This is a genomic window from Microvirga terrestris (assembly GCF_015694425.1).
Taxonomy (GTDB): Bacteria; Pseudomonadota; Alphaproteobacteria; order Rhizobiales; family Beijerinckiaceae; genus Microvirga; species Microvirga terrestris.
This window is the reverse complement of the sequence record NZ_JADQDN010000005.1, coordinates 111,700-129,739: the sequence shown is the minus strand read 5'-3', so window position 1 is coordinate 129,739 and position 18,040 is coordinate 111,700. Positions and strand designations below refer to the sequence as shown.

The 18,040-nt window shown below is 62.4% G+C and carries 19 protein-coding genes, 1 tRNA gene and 1 riboswitch; of the genes, 6 read left to right on the top strand and 14 right to left on the bottom strand.

All coding sequences use genetic code 11. From position 1 onward, the window contains the following. Position 1: 1 nt before the first annotated feature. From cobW to I2H36_RS11795, 3 genes are read right to left on the bottom strand one after another with little or no spacing between them, the layout of a single operon-like run. Positions 2-1,039 (bottom strand): cobalamin biosynthesis protein CobW, encoded by a 1,038-nt coding sequence (gene cobW, locus I2H36_RS11805; protein WP_196264099.1) that lies wholly within the window; start codon positions 1,037-1,039, stop codon positions 2-4. A 21-nt stretch (positions 1,040-1,060) separates the two neighbouring features. Beyond that, entirely contained in the window at positions 1,061-1,456 is a 396-nt protein-coding gene (locus I2H36_RS11800) for a DUF1636 family protein (RefSeq protein ID WP_196264098.1), read from the bottom strand. A gap of 19 nt (positions 1,457-1,475) precedes the next feature. Continuing rightward, the gene (locus I2H36_RS11795) at positions 1,476-2,105 is read right to left on the bottom strand and encodes a HupE/UreJ family protein (RefSeq protein WP_196264097.1); all 630 of its coding nucleotides are present in this window, start codon (positions 2,103-2,105) and stop codon (positions 1,476-1,478) included. A gap of 117 nt (positions 2,106-2,222) precedes the next feature. Beyond that, positions 2,223-2,409, bottom strand: a riboswitch (cobalamin riboswitch). A 104-nt stretch (positions 2,410-2,513) separates the two neighbouring features. On the opposite strand from I2H36_RS11795, the gene cobO reads away from it, so the two are divergent. Next, a complete protein-coding gene (cobO, locus tag I2H36_RS11790) occupies positions 2,514-3,119 on the top strand; it encodes a cob(I)yrinic acid a,c-diamide adenosyltransferase (protein ID WP_196264096.1) in 606 nt (201 codons plus the stop codon). A gap of 12 nt (positions 3,120-3,131) precedes the next feature. Further along, a complete protein-coding gene (locus I2H36_RS11785) occupies positions 3,132-4,574 on the top strand; it encodes a cobyric acid synthase (RefSeq protein ID WP_196264295.1) in 1,443 nt (480 codons plus the stop codon). Here I2H36_RS11785 and cbiB read toward each other — a convergent pair. After that, the gene (gene cbiB / locus I2H36_RS11780; protein WP_196264095.1) at positions 4,561-5,547 is read right to left on the bottom strand and encodes an adenosylcobinamide-phosphate synthase CbiB; all 987 of its coding nucleotides are present in this window, start codon (positions 5,545-5,547) and stop codon (positions 4,561-4,563) included. The two genes, I2H36_RS11785 and cbiB, sit on opposite strands and share 14 nt — an antisense overlap. Positions 5,548-5,558: 11 nt before the next feature. Here cbiB and cobD point away from each other — a divergent pair, with 11 nt between their 5' ends. Next, positions 5,559-6,614, top strand: a complete 1,056-nt coding sequence (gene cobD / locus I2H36_RS11775) for a threonine-phosphate decarboxylase CobD (protein ID WP_196264094.1) — start codon at positions 5,559-5,561, stop codon at positions 6,612-6,614. Positions 6,615-7,085: 471 nt separating this feature from the next. Here the strand turns inward: cobD and I2H36_RS11770 are convergent, their stop codons facing one another. Next, on the bottom strand, positions 7,086-7,340 hold the full coding sequence (locus tag I2H36_RS11770; RefSeq protein WP_196264093.1) for a hypothetical protein: 255 nt from the start codon (positions 7,338-7,340) through the stop codon (positions 7,086-7,088). Between the two features lie 218 nt (positions 7,341-7,558). On the opposite strand from I2H36_RS11770, the gene I2H36_RS11765 reads away from it, so the two are divergent. Continuing rightward, entirely contained in the window at positions 7,559-7,801 is a 243-nt protein-coding gene (locus I2H36_RS11765; protein ID WP_196264092.1) for a DUF6894 family protein, read from the top strand. A gap of 209 nt (positions 7,802-8,010) precedes the next feature. On the opposite strand, the gene I2H36_RS11760 is transcribed toward I2H36_RS11765, so the two are convergent. Continuing rightward, positions 8,011-8,322, bottom strand: coding sequence for a hypothetical protein (locus I2H36_RS11760; RefSeq protein WP_196264091.1), 312 nt, complete (start codon positions 8,320-8,322; stop codon positions 8,011-8,013). A gap of 439 nt (positions 8,323-8,761) precedes the next feature. Continuing rightward, positions 8,762-9,955 (bottom strand): adenylate/guanylate cyclase domain-containing protein, encoded by a 1,194-nt coding sequence (locus I2H36_RS11755; RefSeq protein WP_196264090.1) that lies wholly within the window; start codon positions 9,953-9,955, stop codon positions 8,762-8,764. A gap of 430 nt (positions 9,956-10,385) precedes the next feature. Here I2H36_RS11755 and I2H36_RS11750 point away from each other — a divergent pair, with 430 nt between their 5' ends. Next, the gene (locus I2H36_RS11750) at positions 10,386-10,760 is read left to right on the top strand and encodes a hypothetical protein (protein ID WP_196264089.1); all 375 of its coding nucleotides are present in this window, start codon (positions 10,386-10,388) and stop codon (positions 10,758-10,760) included. 113 nt (positions 10,761-10,873) lie between these two features. On the opposite strand, the gene I2H36_RS11745 is transcribed toward I2H36_RS11750, so the two are convergent. Next, on the bottom strand, positions 10,874-11,635 hold the full coding sequence (locus I2H36_RS11745) for a M10 family metallopeptidase C-terminal domain-containing protein (protein WP_196264088.1): 762 nt from the start codon (positions 11,633-11,635) through the stop codon (positions 10,874-10,876). A 309-nt stretch (positions 11,636-11,944) separates the two neighbouring features. Continuing rightward, positions 11,945-12,018 (bottom strand) — tRNA-Gln (locus tag I2H36_RS11740). 455 nt (positions 12,019-12,473) lie between these two features. Here I2H36_RS11740 and I2H36_RS11735 point away from each other — a divergent pair. After that, the gene (locus I2H36_RS11735) at positions 12,474-13,028 is read left to right on the top strand and encodes a calcium-binding protein (RefSeq protein ID WP_196264087.1); all 555 of its coding nucleotides are present in this window, start codon (positions 12,474-12,476) and stop codon (positions 13,026-13,028) included. 55 nt (positions 13,029-13,083) lie between these two features. Here I2H36_RS11735 and ruvX read toward each other — a convergent pair whose 3' ends face one another. The 5 genes from ruvX to I2H36_RS11710 all read right to left on the bottom strand — a co-directional run bounded on the left by ruvX (position 13,084) and on the right by I2H36_RS11710 (position 18,024). Beyond that, on the bottom strand, positions 13,084-13,641 hold the full coding sequence (gene ruvX, locus I2H36_RS11730; protein WP_196264086.1) for a Holliday junction resolvase RuvX: 558 nt from the start codon (positions 13,639-13,641) through the stop codon (positions 13,084-13,086). A gap of 176 nt (positions 13,642-13,817) precedes the next feature. Continuing rightward, positions 13,818-14,948: an ABC transporter ATP-binding protein gene (locus I2H36_RS11725; RefSeq protein WP_196264085.1), complete on the bottom strand. Its 1,131-nt coding sequence runs from the start codon at positions 14,946-14,948 to the stop codon at positions 13,818-13,820. A 15-nt stretch (positions 14,949-14,963) separates the two neighbouring features. Then, on the bottom strand, positions 14,964-15,788 hold the full coding sequence (locus I2H36_RS11720) for a carbohydrate ABC transporter permease (RefSeq protein ID WP_196264084.1): 825 nt from the start codon (positions 15,786-15,788) through the stop codon (positions 14,964-14,966). Next, the gene (locus I2H36_RS11715; protein ID WP_196264083.1) at positions 15,785-16,756 is read right to left on the bottom strand and encodes a carbohydrate ABC transporter permease; all 972 of its coding nucleotides are present in this window, start codon (positions 16,754-16,756) and stop codon (positions 15,785-15,787) included. The genes I2H36_RS11720 and I2H36_RS11715 overlap by 4 nt, the downstream gene beginning before the upstream one ends. 2 nt (positions 16,757-16,758) lie before the next feature. Further along, positions 16,759-18,024: an ABC transporter substrate-binding protein gene (locus I2H36_RS11710; RefSeq protein WP_196264082.1), complete on the bottom strand. Its 1,266-nt coding sequence runs from the start codon at positions 18,022-18,024 to the stop codon at positions 16,759-16,761. Between the last annotated feature and the right edge of the window lie 16 nt (positions 18,025-18,040).

Below are 18,040 nucleotides of genomic sequence, written 5' to 3'. Positions count from 1 at the left end.
GTCATCCCGCGCGCAAGGCGGCTTCGACGGCCTTCACGTCGAAGCCTTTCAGGCCGATCACCACCATGCGTCCATCGCGCGCTTCATCGGCCTTCCAAGGCCGGTCGAAGTGATGCGCGACGCGCTGGCCGACGCCCTGCACCACGAGGCGCATGGGCTTGCCGTTCACCGGCGCGAAGCCCTTGATGCGCAGCACGCCGGCGGCTTCCGCCGCGCGCTCGACGCGTGCGACGAGCGCCTCAGGGGTCGCTACGGCTTCGACGTGAATTGCGATGCTCTCGAAATCGTCGTGGTCATGATCGTCCTCCGTCTCGTGATGCGAAGGACGGGCGTCGAGATCGGACTCCGCTGCGGCACCCATGCCGAGCAGCACGGTCGGGTCCACCTTGCCGTGAGCGGCCTCGATCACCTTCACGGCGCGGGGCAGGTGCTCGTTGATCTCGGCCAGAACCTTGCCTTTGTCGCCGGCCTGCATCTGGTCGGTCTTGTTGAGGATGATGAGGTCGGCGCAGAGCAGCTGGTCCTCGAACACCTCTTCCAGCGGGTTCTCGTGATCGACGGAGGTATCCGCCGCGCGCTGGGCTTCGAGCGCATCCGGATCATCGGCAAAGGCGCCCGATGCGACGGCCGGACCGTCCACCACGGCAATCACGCCATCAACCGTCACGCGGGAGCGGATGTCGGGCCAGTTGAAGGCACGCACGAGCGGCTTGGGCAACGCGAGGCCCGATGTCTCGATGAGAATGTGCTCGGGCGGATTGGGCCGGTTGAGCAGGGTGTTCAGGGCCGGCACGAAATCGTCCGCCACCGTGCAGCAGATGCAGCCGTTCGGCAGTTCCACGATGTCGTCCTGCGTGCAGCCCTCGATGCCGCAGCCTTCGATGAAGGAGCCGTCGAAGCCGAGATCGCCGAACTCGTTCACGAGAACCGCGAGGCGGCGCCCCTTCGCATTCTCCAGCAGATGACGCACCAGGGTGGTTTTGCCGGCGCCGAGGAATCCGGTGATGATCGTGCAGGGGATCTTCGAGAGATGGCTCATGAAGGCTTGCCTTTCGACGGCTTAGGCCGCGCTGTCTGTCTTGAACGGAGGAATGCGGGCAACGACGCCCTTGCGGAACGCCTCGGGCCGCTCGCGCCAGGGCACGAGCCCGTCGGAGGTTGCTGCATAGCGGCGCAACCCGTCGAGAATGGTCTCCACCGAGGTGTCAGGGCTCAGGTCGCCGTAAATGTAGGTCCAGCGACCGGGGCCTGAGACCGCGATGGTGCAGGGGCGCTTGCAGACCGAAAGGCACTCGACCGGCTCGACGCGCACCTTTGGCGCATCGGGTTGCTCGAGTGCCTCGGTCAGCGCCCGGTGAAGGATCGCGCCGGGCCGGAGCGCCTTGTCGTCCGGGCCACCCGCCTGACGGCAGGTGACGCAGACATGCAGGCAGATCTCCTCAGGGGATGAGGTCATCGCTTGTAAGCCGATAAGCTCAGGCGAAGGCGGGCAGGGCCAGGGCCGCGACGCCCGTCACGGCAACCGCAACACCCGCGAGCCGCAGCGCGGGAGCGGCAAGCGAGCCCTTCGCAAGCGAGCGGGCAGCGAAAGCCACGGCCGTGGTCAGCGCGGTTTGAACCGCCACGAGACCGACGAGATAGGCGGCGAGCGGGGTGGCTTCCGCACCGACGATGGATTCGCCCAGGGCATAACCGTGCACGGCGCCACCGGCGGCGAACAGAACCGCGATCAGACCATAGGGCAGGGTAATGCGGATCGTCGCCGCAAGGCCGATGGCCACGACGCTGAGCGCCACGAGGATTTCCGCGTAAGGTAGGTTGGCGCTCATCAGGTGCAGGCCGACACCGGCCGCCATGGCGACGATCCAGAAGGCCGGGAGCGTGAGGCCACGGGCGAAGCGCGAGGCGACGAGGCCGACACCGATGAGGGCGGCGAGGTGATCGAGACCGATGATCGGATGGCCGAAGCCCGAGAGCAGGCCCTGCGTGAAGGTGGCCGGCGTCATTCCGCCCATGGGATGGTGAGCAAGGACAGGCGTCGCAGCGGCAAGGCCTACGAGTGTCAGGGCGAGAAGGCGGGTCTTGGGCAGAATCAGTGCGGTCATCGTTCTCTCCGTCGGGAGACTCATGGTTCGAGTCTGGTGCGCTTCCACGGACGGAACCGAACGACGAGGGTCATTCGACTACGGTCACCGTCGGCACACCCCGTCCGACAGACCCGATAGAAGCTAAGGCTGACGGCAGGTCTCCTGGCTCGCGGGTCGATGCTTTTCGCTGCCTTCCCGAGCTTTGAGGCCCAGTGGCATGTGGAGCGAAGGCTCGCCGCTTACAGTTGCGGGGGCAGCCGCGGTGTCTCACCGCATTCCCTTTTCACCCCGTTGCCGGGGCACCGTCACTTCCATGCTTATCCGGCAAGGGGGAAGGTTTCAAGCCTGAGCATCGAGAATGGCCGGCCTTGAAATCAGGCCTGAGCCTGTTCATGGTGCAGCCCTTCCACAGGAAAGCAGGCCGGGATGACCCAGGACGAAGAGGCGCGCCACCGCGCCAAGATGATCAAACGCAAGGAGGTCCAGGACCGGGAGGTCGCCTCGAAGACCGTCGAGAAGGGGCTCCTCATCGTCCATACCGGCCCCGGCAAGGGCAAGTCGACGGCGGCTTTCGGGTTGATGCTGCGGGCGCTTGGGCGCGGTTTTCAAGTCGGCGTGGTCCAGTTCATTAAGGGCGCCTGGGAGACCGGCGAGCGCATGGCGCTTGACCGGTTCAGTGATCAGGTGGAGTGGCACACCATGGGCGAGGGCTTCACCTGGGAGACGCAGGACCGCACCCGCGACGTGGCAGCGGCCGAGCGCGCCTGGGAGAAGGTTAAGGAGCTGATGGCCCGCGAGGACATCCGCCTCTTGGTGCTGGACGAGCTCAATATCGCGCTGCGCTACGAATATCTGCCGCTGACTGACGTGGTGGAGACCCTGAAGCAGCGCCGGCCCGATCTCCACATCGTGGTCACCGGCCGCAATGCGAAGCCGGAGCTGATCGAGGCGGCCGATCTCGTCACCGAAATGACCCTGGTGAAGCATCACTTCGCCGCCGGCGTGAAGGCGCAGGAAGGCGTGGAGTTCTAGATGCGCGCGCTCATGGTGCAGGGCACCGGCTCAAATGTGGGCAAGTCGCTCCTGGTGGCGGGCCTGTGCCGGGTCTTTGCGCGTAGGGGCTTGAGGGTCCGGCCGTTCAAGCCGCAGAACATGTCCAACAATGCCGCCGTCACGGCCGATGGCGGCGAGATCGGCCGCGCCCAGGCGCTGCAGGCGCGGGCAGCAGGTGTTGAGCCCAGCGTGCACATGAACCCGGTGCTGCTGAAGCCCCAAAGCGAGATCGGCTCGCAGGTGGTGGTGCAGGGCCGCGTCGTCGGCACGGCGAAGGCGCGGGAATACCAATCCTGGAAGCCGCGCCTCATGGAGGCGGTGCTCGACAGCTTCGAGCGGCTCTCGAATGAGGCTGATCTCGTGCTCGTTGAAGGCGCAGGCTCGGCCTCGGAGGTGAACCTCCGCGCCGGCGACATCGCCAATATGGGCTTTGCCAGCGCGGCCAACGTGCCCGTGGTGCTCGTGGGCGATATCGACCGGGGCGGCGTCATCGCAAGCCTTGTGGGCACCAAGGTGGTGCTCGATGCGGCGGATGCCTCGATGATCCGCGGCTTCATCGTCAACCGTTTCCGCGGAGATCCGGCCCTGTTCGACAGCGGCATGCAGTTTGTCGCCGAGCGCACCGGCTGGCCGGCCCTGGGTCTCGTGCCGCATTTCGCCGATGCGGCGCGTCTGCCGGCGGAGGACGGACTCGGATTGCGGCGCGAGGGGCAAAAAGGTTCGGTCGTCATCGCCGTGCCGGTGACGCCGTGGATTTCCAACTTCGACGATCTCGATCCCCTGCGCGAGGAGCCGGGCGTCGAGGTGGTTCTGGTCGAGCCCGGACAGCCGCTTCCGGCCGACGCAGCGCTGGTCCTGCTGCCCGGCTCCAAGACCACCATCGACGATCTGACATTCATCCGCCAGCAGGGTTGGGACATCGACCTCAAGGCGCATGTGCGCCGGGGCGGGTGGGTGATTGGCCTCTGCGGCGGTTACCAGATGCTGGGGACGCGCATCGACGATCCTTTCGGCATCGAGGGCGAGGCGGGCCGCTCCGTTGAGGGAATAGGGCTTCTCGATGTTGCGACCACGCTCACGGCGAGGAAGCGGCTTGAAGCGGTAACAGGCACGTCAACCGATGGCGTGCCGTTTTCCGGCTACGAGATGCATATCGGGGAGACCTCGGGACCAGACGCATCGCGGCAGCCCTTCGCTCGACTGGCGAACGGGCAGGCGGACGGTGCCGTCTCGGCGGATGGCCGCGTGGTCGGCACCTATGTGCATGGCCTGTTTGCGGACGACCGGCAGCGGGCGCGGTGGCTCAACCTGCTAGGTGCAGCGACGAGCGATCTCGCTTATGAAACCCTCGTCGACGATATCCTCGACCGCTTCGCCGATCACCTGGAAGCGCATCTCGACTGCAAAAGGCTCTTGGCGATCAGCGCAGGATGATCCAGGCCAGCAGCGCAAGGCTCGAGGCCAGGCCGAACAGCAATCCGCAGGCCGTGCGGTAGAGCGCAAGCGCCAGATCGATGTCGCCGGCCGTTGCTTCCGCGCGCCCATTGCCCATCCAGCGATCCTCGACACGCACGTCGCCATAGACGCGCGGTCCGGCGAGCCGCAGGCCCAGCGCTCCCGCCATCGCGGCCTCGGGCCAGCCGGCATTGGGCGAGCGGTGATGCGAGGCGTCACGTCGGACGGCGCGCCATGCGCCCGGTCGCGAGGTTCCCCGATTCAGGGACGCGGCAGCAATAATGAGCAGTGCCGATAACCTCGAGGCGGGGAGGTTCACGACATCATCGAAGCGTGCCGCTGCCCAGCCGAAGGCCTCGAGCCGCGGCGTGCGGTGGCCGATCATGCTGTCGGCCGTGTTGGTCACTTTGTAGAGAACAGCACCGGTGAGACCGCCGAGGCCGAGCCAGAAAGCGGGCGCCACGATCCCGTCGGAGAAGTTTTCCGCAAGGCTCTCGATGGCCGCGCGGGAGACACCCGCCTCGTCCAAGCTCTGCGGATTGCGTCCAACGATCATCGAGACGGCTTGTCGCCCGCCTTCGATTCCGCCGTCTCGCAGCCCTTGCGATACGGCCGCTACATGCTCGTGCAGGCTGCGCTGGGCGATGAGACTGCTGGCGATGATCGCCAGAACAGGAATGCCGATGAGATCGAGCGGTTGGAGGAGCGCGGTCAGTGCCCAGGCCGCTAGCCCTGTCACAGTGAGAAGAACCAGCAGGGCCATGATGCCGGCAGCGCGGCGCTGCCCGAACGACCATGCCTCCTGGTTCAAGCCCCGGTCCAGCGCCTTGATCAGCCGTCCTATCCAGGTGACGGGATGCCCGATCACCGTGTAAAGGCGGTTGGGGTAGCCGACAGCCGCCTCTGCCGCGAGGGCGAGGCTTAAGATGAGCAGGCTGTCGGAGAGGACCATGGGTGAACTGGATGAGTGAGGCGCGGATCTGGCACGGGGGCGATCTGGACGAGGCCCGGCGGCTGTTTCCCCAGGCCCCCGAACCGTGGATCGACCTGTCGACGGGGATCAACCCCATAGCCTATCCGGTGCCCCCCTTGCCAGCCTCCCTGTTCACGCGGCTGCCGTCGCCGGCCGATCACCGGGACCTCGAAGCGGCCGCTGCTGAAGCCTATGGAGCCGCGGATGCCGCTATGGTGGTTGCGGCGCCTGGAACGCAGGTTCTGATCAGCCTTCTCCCACATTTGCGGCCGCGCTCCCGCGTGGCGGTTCTCGGGCCGACCTATGCGGAGCATGCCCATTCATGGCGCAAGGCTGAGCATGATGTGATCGAGGTTCCGTCTCTGGATCGACTCGATGGTGCGAGTGTCGTGGTGGTCGTCAATCCCAACAATCCCGACGGGAGGCTTCTCAAGCGTGAGGATCTGCTCGACCTCGCCGAGGACCTTCGCCCGCAGGGCGGTTGGCTCGTCGTGGATGAGGCCTTTGCCGATTTCGACGACGGCGAGAGCCTTGCGCCTGTGCTTCCGTCCAATGCGGTTGTCCTGCGATCCTTCGGCAAGACCTATGGCTTGGCGGGGCTGAGGATCGGCTTTGCGTTGGCACCGGAACCGATCGCCACGAAGCTGAGGTCGGCGCTCGGCCCCTGGGCTGTATCCGGACCTGCCATCGAGACTGGCCGGACGGCTCTCGGAGACCGGAAATGGCTTGAAGCGGCGCGGACAGCCCGCGCGGCCGATGCCCGCCGCTTGGATGCTCTTCTGAGTTCTGCTGCTGATGAGTCCCTACGGGGCACGATCCTCTATCGCCTGCTGGAGAGCCCAAGGGCCCCTGAACTCTTCCAGGCTTTGGGAGAGCATGGCATCTGGGTCAGACGATTTCAGTATAGCTCGCAGCTGTTGAGGTTCGGCCTGCCAAGCACCGAAGTGGAATGGCAGCGTCTCGAGACAGTATTGGCGCGGTTCTGCTATAAAGAGCTTTCGACTTCTCTATCGCTCAGCAAAAAAGAAAAGCCGCGCCCAGCTTAAATATCTGGTTCGCGGCTCTCACCGTGTCTGCCCCCACCGACACGAAAGTCTTAGAAAGTATATGTTTGGTTAACGTATGTATAATTGTTCCGCATCAATGAAAAAATCTATACGCTGATTTGCTCGTCAAAGGAAATAGTGGAAATTACGTAGATCCGCATGTTGAAGCTTATACTTCGGTATGAAAAGCTTGCCGAACAAGCTCGGCTATTCGTCTTGATGTGGCCAAGGACAGGCTCTAAAGCCTTCAAATGCGCGGATTCCTGTCCCATCGGCGTCAGGGGCATCGGCCTCTTTAGTAAAAGCCACGCTTCGAAGATCGATGCTTCTCTTCTTGAGGCGCAAAGTGTCGCACCTCACCGTTGCAGGAGGCTTCTTGGTGATCAATGCGAGGCGCGCCAAAAAGAATGCTCCCTCGGTCACCAAGGCTGAAGATGCTGCGCAACACTTCCTGGATGGCTTTTGCCGCTCCTACCGTCTGAGGCGCTTTGCGTTGGCTCGGACCTTCTTGCGGTATCCCTTGACGATCTTGTGAGCGGAACCGCCGGCGGCAAGCACGGCGGCGGCTTCTGTGAAGGCGGAGATCTTCTCCGTCACCATGAGCAGGTTCTCCGCGTGAGATCCCCGGCCCATCGCGGCCTGTGACAGGCGGGTCCAGATCACCGTTTGGGCTTCAAAGGCCAGCATCGTGGTGTCCGTGGCAAGCTTCATCCAAGGTAAGAGCATCGAAACTCCTGAGGCGCTTCTCTCAATTGATAACATCGAGCGCCGGCATCTGATCCTCTCGACTCTGGAAAGTTGGACCACATCCCTCCTGAGAGCAGGTTCGCTCGAAAGAGTGAGGGCGATTCAGAGTGAATTTCAGCGATGCACGCTGTCGTTTAACATAAGTGGTTATAATGAGGGGTGTCCCCTCAGGTCTAGAGAGTTGTTGGGGGATCAGCTTGCCCCGCTATTATATCGATATCAAAAGCCACTTCGGAACCGATGAGGATCCGAGCGGCGTCGACTTGCCGGATATCGCGGCGGCCGAGTCCGAAGCTTTGAAGGTGATTCAAAATCTCCTGCGGAGCTGGGCTGCGATGCAGCCCAACTACAGGGACGAAATCTTCATTGAAATCGTGGGTGAGGATCTTCGCCCAGTGCTGATCATTCCCTGTTCCGACGTCAAGACGGTAAAGCGTTGAACGCTGCCGGCGATCCCGTTGCGGGACCTGCCTAGCCTGAAGCCGCCTCATCCTCGCACGCCTGAAGCAAGGTTAGAGAACACAAACGTGAGCTTGGTATCGAGCCTTCTCCCTGCCATGTCCCGGGTGCGGCACAGACGCTATCAACCACGCCAATGGACGAGGCAAGGCCCTGAGGGACAGCTCAGGGCCTTGGGATCTTACCAAAATTAGTTGTTGCTGGCCCAACCAGACAGAGCAGTCTCGGGAAACCTGTCGGTCGGCACTGCAACCTGCACCGGAGCCGGAGGCTGTGTTCTCGTCATGCACACGCGCATGTGGTCCCGGCGCGCTTCCTTGATGATCTCTCGATAGTCGAGGGCAGACCGGTTGCGGGTTCTGTGGATCAGGCGGGTCTCCTTGTAGCACGCATCCCAGCGTGCTTTCCCTTCCGGGGTAGAGGCCCATCCCCCCTCCTGAGCCAAGGCGCTCGCGGAGATGAGAGTCGCTGCAGCAAAGACGCACAAAGTCGAAAAACGCATATCGGTGCTCACGTTGTGAGTAGTCGGCTCACTTCATGAAATGATAACCGCTTTCGGCCCTGAACGTCCCAACGGGAGGGCTAGGGCAAAAGGGTATCCACTTTTGCGTCGTCGTCGTTCGGCGGGGATGGGTGGAGCGCCGCGCTGCTTCCGGCGTACAGCCTGACGTCAGGGGAGCTGGCAGCAAATGAGGAACGCCGTCAGGGCGGCCACGAGAGCAGTAGCGATGAGGCCCCTGTCGACGGGATCATCGGGCACAGCTCTGCGGTTCAGCGCTCGCCTCATCAAAACACAGCTCTCGGTAAGATTAACATCGGTTGCTTAGGTGTGGCAGGACGAGCCGGTGTCAACCTCGCCTATATGCGACTAACAGCTGAACTTGTGCGCTTCGACGTAGCAGAAGAGGCCATTGGCGATTGGGTGAGGGTGACGGGAGCTATCAGGTCTCATGATCCGGCCTCACGAGGTGCTCCGGGGCAGGCAAGGTAAAGATCCGTTGGGGCTTCTCGACGTCTCGCAGCCGGTAGCGTCCGAGATCGACCAGAGGATGATCCACATCCCGGGCCAGGGCGTGCGAGACGAGTACGGACCGGTCCAAGCGCTTGGCCAGATCCAGGAGCCTGCTGGCTCGGTTCACGGCCGGGCCGATCACCGTGAAATCGAGCCGGTGCGAGGCCCCGACATTGCCATAGGCCACCTCGCCCACATGCAGCGCGAGGCCGTGCTCCAGAGGCGGATGGCCGGAAGTGCGGCGCAGAGTATTCTCGGCCTCAGACCTCCGGCAGAACTCTTGTGCGGCCGCCAGCGCCTTGCGGCAGGCCGCCCTACGGTCGCCTTCAGCCGAAGTCGGAAAGATCGCCAGCACGGCATCGCCAATGAACTTGAGCACCTCGCCACCATGCGCCTCCACCACCTCGCCGATGATGCCGAACCAGGTGTTCAGATGGGTCAGCACTGCCGGGATGGGTGATTGTTCGGACAGGAGCGTAAAGCCCCGCAGGTCGGCAAGCCAGATCGCCGCCTCGATCATCTCGACAGCGCCGCGATCCACCCGGCCCTCAATGATGCGCTGCCCTGTGCGCGGGCCGACATAGGTGTCGAGAAGGTCGACCGCGATGCGGCGCAGAACATGCCGCTCCAGATATGGGCTGATAAGCTTCACGGCGTGTTCGAGCCGGTCGAGCGATGCCGGGTCAAAGCCCTGTATATCCCGGGTGGCGAAGGAGATCACGGCGGTCCGGGTCCGGTCCAGGAAGGGCAGGGGATACATGACGTAATCCGTCCCTCCAGCGAGGCGCAGTTCCTCAAGGAGCGGCATGTCGGGGCAGGGCGCCTTGAGCCGCCGGCGGAACGGCCGTCCGGCTTCATCGACGATCCGGGTCGGGCTGTTGAGGTAAGACGGCGATGTGGCCGCCGTCGCCCGGTCGGCTTCCCGCATCGACAGGCTCTCGCTCGTCCAGACATGCTGCCAGCCGCTCACCTCCGGATGCAGCACCTCCAGTCCTAGGGAGGCGCGCCACACGGGAATGCCGGAGCGCACGATTTCCTCGCAGAAGCCGGCGAACAGCCCCTGCACAGTCTCGTGCGGCGCCTCATCGGCCAGCCAGCGCGCAAGAGCTCCCGTCTGATCCATCACTCCAACCACTTCGATGCCGATCCATGTTGGCCTGATCGCCGGCCGAGTTCGGGTCAGGGGTTTTCATGAGCCACGCTTCGGAAAGCTTCTTGGGCACTCCAAATTATCGAGTGTACAGTCTGCGGCGCAACTCAGCGAGGCCGCTGAAGACGATGCCCCATGGGTTTGAACAGCATACAGATGGCGCAGGCTGCTTTGCGTTTGAACGGTTATTCCCAGACCAAAGTGATAACCGGCGGGCCTCCAGACCCATAGAAGCGGGAGCATACCGCCGCTAGCGCGAGTCTCTTATCTTTCAAGCGCTATCCCTTTGGAACTGCCCATATGACCTATCGTTTACCTAATGTGAGGTATGCCTGTCGTTATGCGGCGCCGGGATCCGGTTCGACCGCACCACCCTATGTGACGAACGTTAGGTGAGGCAGTGATGGAGTTGGAGAAGATCATCGAGGCTATTGCCGCTTCCACACGCGATGAGGAGCTGGCATCGGCGACCTGCTACGAAGTCGAGGCCTATGTCCGGCTCTGGCCCTTCGTTTTCCTGGTCAATGATTGGGATGTCTGGAACGGGAGCAAGAGAGCGCTTAAGCTTCAGGTCGTTCGCTGGCTTGAGAACCAGGGCACAGCTTACGATTTCTTCCAGATCCGTACCGGTTTCGGGCTGATCGGGGTCAAGGATCAGCAAGCGGCCGAGGCATTCGAGCGGCGGTGGTCGGTTGAGTCACGGGAGACGCCGGCCTCAAACAGAGACTGGAACCCGCACCCGCTCAAAAGCACGTTTGAGCCTGTCTTTGCCAATTAGGCTGAGGTTAAGAGACAGCGGTCTCGGTGATTACTCGTTTCAACTTTTCACTTAGTGAGGCATCATCATTTAGGCTAACGGAGGGCGCTCGATAGTGCGCCCTCCGTTCTGTTTCAGAGTATGAAGTAGCTCTTTGTGATCACAAAGACATTTGCGAGAGTCAGCTCGAAATCGGCGACTGCGTCCCCGTTAATATCGGCTTCAATATAGGCATCACCACCGAATTCATCGTAGCGCAGCTCGCCTTTGCTGCTCGAGAATTCCGCCGTACCGATGAATGTGAAGGCTTGATTGCCGGAAACCGCAGTCCTGGCATCGATCTTCGAGAGATCGATCTTGTCGCCCTGAGATCGCGAGAAGTCGATGATGTAGTCGTTGTCGTAGCCTTTGGACTCTGAAACTGCCCTGAATACGAACCGATCGGCTCCCTTGCCGCCGGAAAGCCAGTCCGCGCCGCCGCCGCCGGTCAGGGTATCGTTTCCGCTAAACCCGCTCAGATTGTCATCGTAGCGACTGCCTGTAATCTGGTCGCGGCCTGATAGTGCCGACTGCAGGACCCTGAGATCATCGCCGGTCGAGTAGGTCGAAGCGGCATCGACAAGCTTCGTCACCGAGATTTTGACCCCGGTGAGAGATGCGGTTTTGCGGCCACCTTCAACACCCGTGTAGCCGGTGACAGTCCCGCCGGTGGGAATGCCTTCGGCATCATAGATGAAGCCATAACCCTCGAACTTGTCCCAAGAGCGCTTGAGTTGCCCGTAGAGGGCCTTGAAGCTTGTCGACGAACGCTCGTAGCTGTCTGCTTCGGCGAGCCAGCTGAGGTTGAAATCGTAGAGATGGAACCCACTGTTTCCAGACCAGGTGAACTTAGCCAATTGACGTTGCCTTACCTAAGGTAAACTGCGAGCTTCGATCCATAATCTGAAACTGCCAAGGCGGCAATGATGCCCTTTGAGGTGTCTTCTCACATATCAGTAGCGCCTAGCGGCCGCTGTAGTGAGGGCGCATGATCCATTCTTCTCCGTGTTTAAACGGCGGGTCACAGGTCATAAGCCTGTGTTGCATGGAGCTGGAGGTTGCAATTCGGAATGCGTTGGAATTGGGTGAAATCCAGACAATGCATTTTTGGCCGAACAAGGCATGAAAAAACCCGCTAAGTCCTTGAACTCGCGGGCTAATCATAATGGCTGGGGGACCTGGATTCGAACCAAGACTAACGGAGTCAGAGTCCGCTGTTCTACCATTAAACTATCCCCCACCGAAGCTGCTGATTTGTCTGGGAATTTCGAAGCTTTTCCCTGGGGCGAAGCTCGTATCCGACCATCAGCGTTCGTGGTGGCGCTGAGATAGGGGGCTTTTATTGCTGCGTCAAGCCTCGAAATCGCTGTATGTCCGGCACTTTGGCGCGTCTGATCCAGACATATGCACTCCGGCATTTCAAGCGGACGGCATTGCCGATCAGAGTTTCCCCTAAGGCTATCCCTTCCGTAGTGATTCAGACGGCCGCAGCGTGCGAAACCGCACAGCTTGCCGAAGAGGCAGATCCTAAAGATCTTGATCGCAAAGAGACTTTATGAGCAATGATGCAAATATTCGCAGATCAGGACGATTTGCATTGCCTAATTTGTTATATGGTTACTTTTTGGTGATGTAGATTTTATTACGACAGCATATGAATTCCCATCAGGATAAGTGGCGATAGAGGAAATATAAATGCTCAGAATTAGGCTCGATCCGAATGGCAATGCTGTGGGTACATCCGGGGCAGATACGATCACCGGCAACAGCAAGACGAACATCATTGACGGGCGTGCCGGCAACGACGTCATTCGAGGTGCTGGCGGCCACGATGTGATCGATGGCTTCTCAGGCAATGACACGATTTATGGCGACAGCGGCAACGACCTCATGAGCGGCGGCCTCGGCCGTGACACCATGACCGGTGGGGCGGGCTATGACTTTTTCGTCTTCGAGTCCAAGCTGTCGAATTCTTCCATCGACACCGTGATGGACTTCAACCTGAAGTACGACATGATCATGCTCTGGAAGGGCATCTTCAAGGTTTCCGCCTCGTCGAACGGCGTGATCTCGTCAGGTGCCTTCTGGGCCGGGTCGAAGGCTCATGATCGAAGTGACCGCATCCTCTATGACAAAAGCACAGGCGCGCTTGCCTATGATCCGGATGGAACGGGATCGAAGGCGGCGCAACAGTTTGCGATCCTCGATAAGAACCTGAAGATGACTTACAAGGATTTCGTCGTTTTCTGATTGGTCGACAAAGGACCCGCCGGGGATAGCTTAGCAAGCCACCCGGCGGTTGTGCTCACTCCATCGCGCCGCCTCCGGGCGGCGTTTCCATGTCGAGGCCTGCTCTTGCGGCGGCCTCGTCCTCGGCATCCGCCGCGTCGCTTGCGATCCGCTCGTAACGGTCGAGAGCCCCTTGCAGGATGTAGGCCGCGGCCATTTTGTCCACAGCGTCGGCGCGCTTGGCCCTGGATGTGTCCGCATCGAGAAGGGTGCGGGTCACCACCATGGTGGACATGCGCTCATCCCAGAACAGAACGGGCAAGGGGAGGAGCGGCTTCATGTTCCGGATGAAGGCGCGGGTCGCTTGCGAGCGGGGCCCCTCGGTGCCGTCCATGTTGAGCGGCAAGCCGAAGACGAGGCCGCCGACCTCGTAGCGGGCGGCGAGATCCTTGATCCGGCCCACGTCGGGCGTGAACTTCACGCGCTTGATCGTCTCGAGCGGCGTCGCGATCCGGCGCTCCACGTCGGACAGAGCGAGGCCGATGGTCTTGGTGCCGAGGTCGAGCCCCATGAGGCGCGCGCGCGGAGGCAAGCCGTCGATGAAGGCGACCAGTTCGTCGTCCTTGGAAATCATGGCAGCCTCCTCACCAGCCTCGCGGATCACAGGCAGTATAGAGGAAGTTGGCTGGCGTCGAGCGCACTCCGTGTCGTCCCCGGCGCACGAAATGCGGGAAGGGGATCCACACTCACGCTCAGCGCTATGGATTCCCTTTCCCTCCGCTGCGCTCCGGCCGGGAATGGCACTTTGGGTTAAGCGGCGCTGCTGGTCAGGTTGGGAGAGGTAGGTGTCGTGGCATCTGCCTGTGGCCGCAGCGCCTCGCCCGTGTGCCGGAACAGGTGACAGAAGTCGCGCGCGAGGTCGAGGGAGACGCTTGAGCCCGCCTCATGCCGCGCGTCGCCGGGCTCGCGCACGGTGAGGCGCCGGCCCTGGCCCGCATCCACGTAGAGCAGGTGATTCTCGCCCAGCTCCTCCACCAGCTCGACCCGGCCCGTCAGCGCTCCCTCCGGGCCGATCCTGACATGGTCCGGCCTGATGCCCAGGGTGACGGCGTCCCCAGCCTGCACGCCGTCCGGCTCGACAGGCACGGACAGGCTGCCGCCGCCGGGCAGGCTCACCAGCACCTCGCCCGGTCCGACGCCGGCAACCTGGCACTCGAGAAAGTTCATCTGCGGCGAACCTATGAAGCCGGCCACGAACAGGTTCGCCGGCCGGTGATAGAGCTCGAGTGGCGTGCCCACCTGCTCGATGCGGCCGGCGTTGAGAACCACGATCCGGTCGGCGAGCGTCATCGCTTCGACCTGATCGTGCGTCACGTAGATCATCGTTGCGCGCGTATCGTTGTGGAGCTTGGCGATCTCGATGCGGGTCTGCACGCGCAGAGCCGCGTCGAGGTTGGAGAGCGGCTCGTCGAACAGAAAAACCTTCGGGTCGCGCACGATGGCGCGGCCGATGGCGACGCGCTGGCGCTGACCACCAGACAGCTGGCGCGGCTTGCGGTCGAGGAGTTGCTCGATCTGCAGCAGACGCGCGGCTTCGCGTACCTTTCGGTCGATCTCTTGTTTCGAGGACTTCGCAAGTTCCAGCCCGAAGGCCATGTTGTCGTAGACGTTCATGTGCGGATAAAGCGCGTAGGATTGGAACACCATGGCGATGCCGCGCTTGGCCGGCACCAGATCGTTCACCCGCTCGCCGCCGATGAAGAGATCGCCTGCCGTGATGTCCTCAAGGCCGGCGATAAGGCGCAGCAGGGTCGACTTTCCGCAGCCGGAGGGGCCGACGAAGACCACGAACTCACCGTCGCGGATGTCGAGATCCACTCCGTGAATGACCTTCGCTCGACCGAAGGATTTCTGGACATTCTTGAGGACTACATCAGCCATACATGTCTTCCCGGATTAGCCTTTCACTGCGCCGGCCGTGAGGCCCGCCACGATCTTGCGCTGGAACACGAGCACGAGGCCGATGATCGGCACCGTCACGATGACGGACGCCGCCATGATCGTGCCCCAGGGCAGTTCATAGGCTGTCGAGCCGGTCATGAGCGCGATGGCGGGTGGTACGGTGCGGCGCTCGTTGGTCAGGGTGAAGGTGAGGGCGAAGAGGAACTCGTTCCACGACACGATGAAGGCGAGGAGACCCGTCGTGACCGCGGCCGGGGCCATGAGCGGCAGGAATACGCGTCGCACGACGATCCAGGGCGTCGCCCCGTCGACGAACGCCGCTTCCTCGATTTCCTTCGGCAGCTCGCGCATGAAAGTGGTGAGCACCCAGATCGTGAAGGGAAGGGTGAGCATGAGATTGGCGAGGATCAGGCCCGGCAGGGTGTTGTAGAGCCCGAGGCTGCGGATCAGCTCGAACATGCCGGACAGCACGGCCACCTGCGGGAACATGGAGACGGCCAGAATGGTCATGAGCAAGAGCGCCCGGCCGCGAAACGCGATACGTCCGAAGGCGTAGGCTGCCGTCATACCGAGGCTTAGCGAGATAGCCACGACGGAGCCAGCGACGATGATCGAGTTGAGTATGTTCTGGCCGAAGGGCTGGCGGTCGAAGACGGCGATGTAGTTCGAGACATCGAACCGCTCCGGCAGATAGGCGATGGTGAACAGCGCGGCGCCGGAACGGAAGGACGAGATGATCGCGTAATAGAGCGGGAAGAGCGCGAAGACTCCGATGAGGATCACCAGCAGCCAGAACCCGATGCGAGGGAGGATTTTCATCGCGGATCCTCCCCGAGGCGCACGCGTCCCGCCGCCAGGGTAATGACGACGATGAGGGCGATGATGAGGAAGATCAGCGTGGAGGCGGCGGAGCCCAAGCCGACCTCCTGGAAATCCACGAGCTGCTGGCGCGCATAGATCGACATGGAGGCCGTGTCCCGCGAGTTCGAAGTCAGCACGTAGATGAGGTCGAAGACGCGAAGCGCATCGAGCGAGCGGAAGATCACCGCGACCAGCAGCGCCGGCTTGATCAGCGGCAGGGTGATGCGGAAGAACACGCGGGTGGGGGAAACGCCGTCCACCTTCGCGGCCTCATAGATGTCCTGCGGCAGCATCTGAAGGGCAGCCAAGATGAGCAGGGCCATGAAGGAGGTGTGCTTCCAGACATCTACCGCGACGGCGGCCCAGAGAGCCGTGTCCGCATTCGCCGTCCAGGTGACCGGCGCGGCGATCAGGCCGACGCGCAGGAGCATGTCGTTGATGACGCCGAACTGGTCATGCAGCATCCAGTTCCACATCTTGGCGGACACGATGGTTGGGATCGCCCAGGGGATGAGGATGATGGCCCGCATGAGGCCCCGGCCGGGGAAAGCGGCGTTGAGGATCAGCGCCACGACGATCCCGAGCACGGTCTCGATGGACACGGAGACCAGAGTGAACCACACCGTGTTCCAAACGGATTGCCACCAGTCCGGATCGGTCAGGAGCCCGAGCCACTCGCCGTCGTAACTGGCGAGATAATTCTCGAACCCGATGAATTCGTAGTCACTGAGATTATTGAGGTCGGCATCGGTGAAGCTGAACCAGATCGTGCGCGCCAGGGGCCAACCGGCGATGAGCGCGAGGATGATGAGGCTTGGAGCGATGAAGAGCCATGCAGACCGGAGGCGCGAACGCGTCAGCGACGAGCGGCGTCCCCGTGCCTGCTGCAGCACGGGGGCGTCCGCTTGGGCGACGGCGCTCGTCATGCCTACTTCCAGCCGTCGCGCTTGATCCGCTTCAGGTCACGATCGAGGCGGTTGAGTGCCTGGGCTGGTTCGGACCGCTTCGACAGCACCTGATGCACCGCGTTGAAGAACTCGGTCGAGACCTTGTTGTAGGTCTGGCCCGTCGCCGTGGCGGGGCGGGCCACCGCGTTGGTGAACACGTCCACGAGATCGCCGATGAACGGGTTGGCCCTGGCAATGTCTGCATCGCTGTAGAGCGCCACGATGGTAGGATTGAAGGATCCCTCGACCGCCCGGCGCTTCTGCTCCTGCTGCCCCGTCAGGTTAAGAACGAGATCCGTCGCGGCATCGGCATTCTTGGAATACTTGGAGACAGCGAGAAGCTGTCCGCCGAGAGTCCCCGCATGGCGTCCATCTGTGCCGCCTTTCGGGAGCGGCGCAATGCTCACCTTGCCCTTGATGGTGCTGTCGGCGCCTTGCGCCAGCGCCCAGGCATAGGGCCAGTTGCGCATGAAGGCGGCATTGCCGGACTGGAAGACGCCGCGCGATTCCTCTTCCGTGTAGTTGAGCACGCCCTCGGGCGTGACGGTGCCGACCCAGCCGGCGGCGGCCTTCAGGGCTTCCGCTGCCTTCGGATTCTCGATGGTGACATCGCCCTTCTCGTCCACGATGGTGCCGCCGCCGAACGAGGCCACCCATTCCAGCGCATTGGTGGTCAGGCCTTCATAGGCGCGGCCCTGCCAGACATAGCCCCAGAAATCACCGCGACCTTCCTTGCGCTCGCCGTCCTGGATCATGCGGGCGGTCTCGGTCAGGTCGGCCCAGGTCTGCGGCACGGGGCGCTTGTATTTGTCGAGGAGGTCCTGGCGGTAATAGAGCAGGCCCGCGTCGGCAAACCAGGGCATGGCCATGAGCTTGCCGTTGACGCGGCTGGTCTCCACCATGGCGGGCAGGTGATCGTCGATGTCGGCCTGACCCTTGGCAGAGAGGTCCATGAGGTGATCGGCCAGGATGCCAGTCCAAACCACGTCGATCTGGAATACGTCGATGTCGGATGCGCCTGCGGCCAGGAGTTGCTGGTAGAGGGCGAGGCGCTCGGTGGCGGAGTTCGGCGTCGAGACGATCTTGACCGTGTTGCCGGTCTTCTTCGCCCAGGCATCGACGCCCTGCTTGCAGATCTCATATTCCTTGCCGAGCGCGCTGCACGAGATGGAGATTTCCACCGCCCAGGCGTTGGTCGAGGCGAGGATCCCGGCGGCAAGGCCGAGGCTGGCGATGAGGCGTGGCATGGCTATCCTCCTGCAG

Excerpts from the sequence above, each read along its gene's own strand:
- cobW (WP_196264099.1), bottom strand. The coding sequence starts at position 1,039 with ATGAGCCATCTCTCGAAGATCCCCTGCACGATCATCACCGGATTCCTC.
- I2H36_RS11795 (WP_196264097.1), bottom strand. The coding sequence starts at position 2,105 with ATGACCGCACTGATTCTGCCCAAGACCCGCCTTCTCGCCCTGACACTC.
- I2H36_RS11755 (WP_196264090.1), bottom strand. The coding sequence starts at position 9,955 with ATGGATCAGACGGGAGCTCTTGCGCGCTGGCTGGCCGATGAGGCGCCG.
- I2H36_RS11720 (WP_196264084.1), bottom strand. The coding sequence starts at position 15,788 with ATGAAAATCCTCCCTCGCATCGGGTTCTGGCTGCTGGTGATCCTCATC.
- cobO (WP_196264096.1), top strand. The coding sequence starts at position 2,514 with ATGACCCAGGACGAAGAGGCGCGCCACCGCGCCAAGATGATCAAACGC.
- cobD (WP_196264094.1), top strand. The coding sequence starts at position 5,559 with ATGAGTGAGGCGCGGATCTGGCACGGGGGCGATCTGGACGAGGCCCGG.
- I2H36_RS11725 (WP_196264085.1), bottom strand. The coding sequence starts at position 14,948 with ATGGCTGATGTAGTCCTCAAGAATGTCCAGAAATCCTTCGGTCGAGCG.
- I2H36_RS11760 (WP_196264091.1), bottom strand. The coding sequence starts at position 8,322 with ATGCGTTTTTCGACTTTGTGCGTCTTTGCTGCAGCGACTCTCATCTCC.
- I2H36_RS11785 (WP_196264295.1), top strand. The coding sequence starts at position 3,132 with ATGGTGCAGGGCACCGGCTCAAATGTGGGCAAGTCGCTCCTGGTGGCG.
- I2H36_RS11710 (WP_196264082.1), bottom strand. The coding sequence starts at position 18,024 with ATGCCACGCCTCATCGCCAGCCTCGGCCTTGCCGCCGGGATCCTCGCC.
- I2H36_RS11715 (WP_196264083.1), bottom strand. The coding sequence starts at position 16,756 with ATGACGAGCGCCGTCGCCCAAGCGGACGCCCCCGTGCTGCAGCAGGCA.
- ruvX (WP_196264086.1), bottom strand. The coding sequence starts at position 13,641 with ATGATTTCCAAGGACGACGAACTGGTCGCCTTCATCGACGGCTTGCCT.
- I2H36_RS11735 (WP_196264087.1), top strand. The coding sequence starts at position 12,474 with ATGCTCAGAATTAGGCTCGATCCGAATGGCAATGCTGTGGGTACATCC.
- I2H36_RS11800 (WP_196264098.1), bottom strand. The coding sequence starts at position 1,456 with ATGACCTCATCCCCTGAGGAGATCTGCCTGCATGTCTGCGTCACCTGC.
- I2H36_RS11770 (WP_196264093.1), bottom strand. The coding sequence starts at position 7,340 with ATGCTCTTACCTTGGATGAAGCTTGCCACGGACACCACGATGCTGGCC.
- cbiB (WP_196264095.1), bottom strand. The coding sequence starts at position 5,547 with ATGGTCCTCTCCGACAGCCTGCTCATCTTAAGCCTCGCCCTCGCGGCA.
- I2H36_RS11750 (WP_196264089.1), top strand. The coding sequence starts at position 10,386 with ATGGAGTTGGAGAAGATCATCGAGGCTATTGCCGCTTCCACACGCGAT.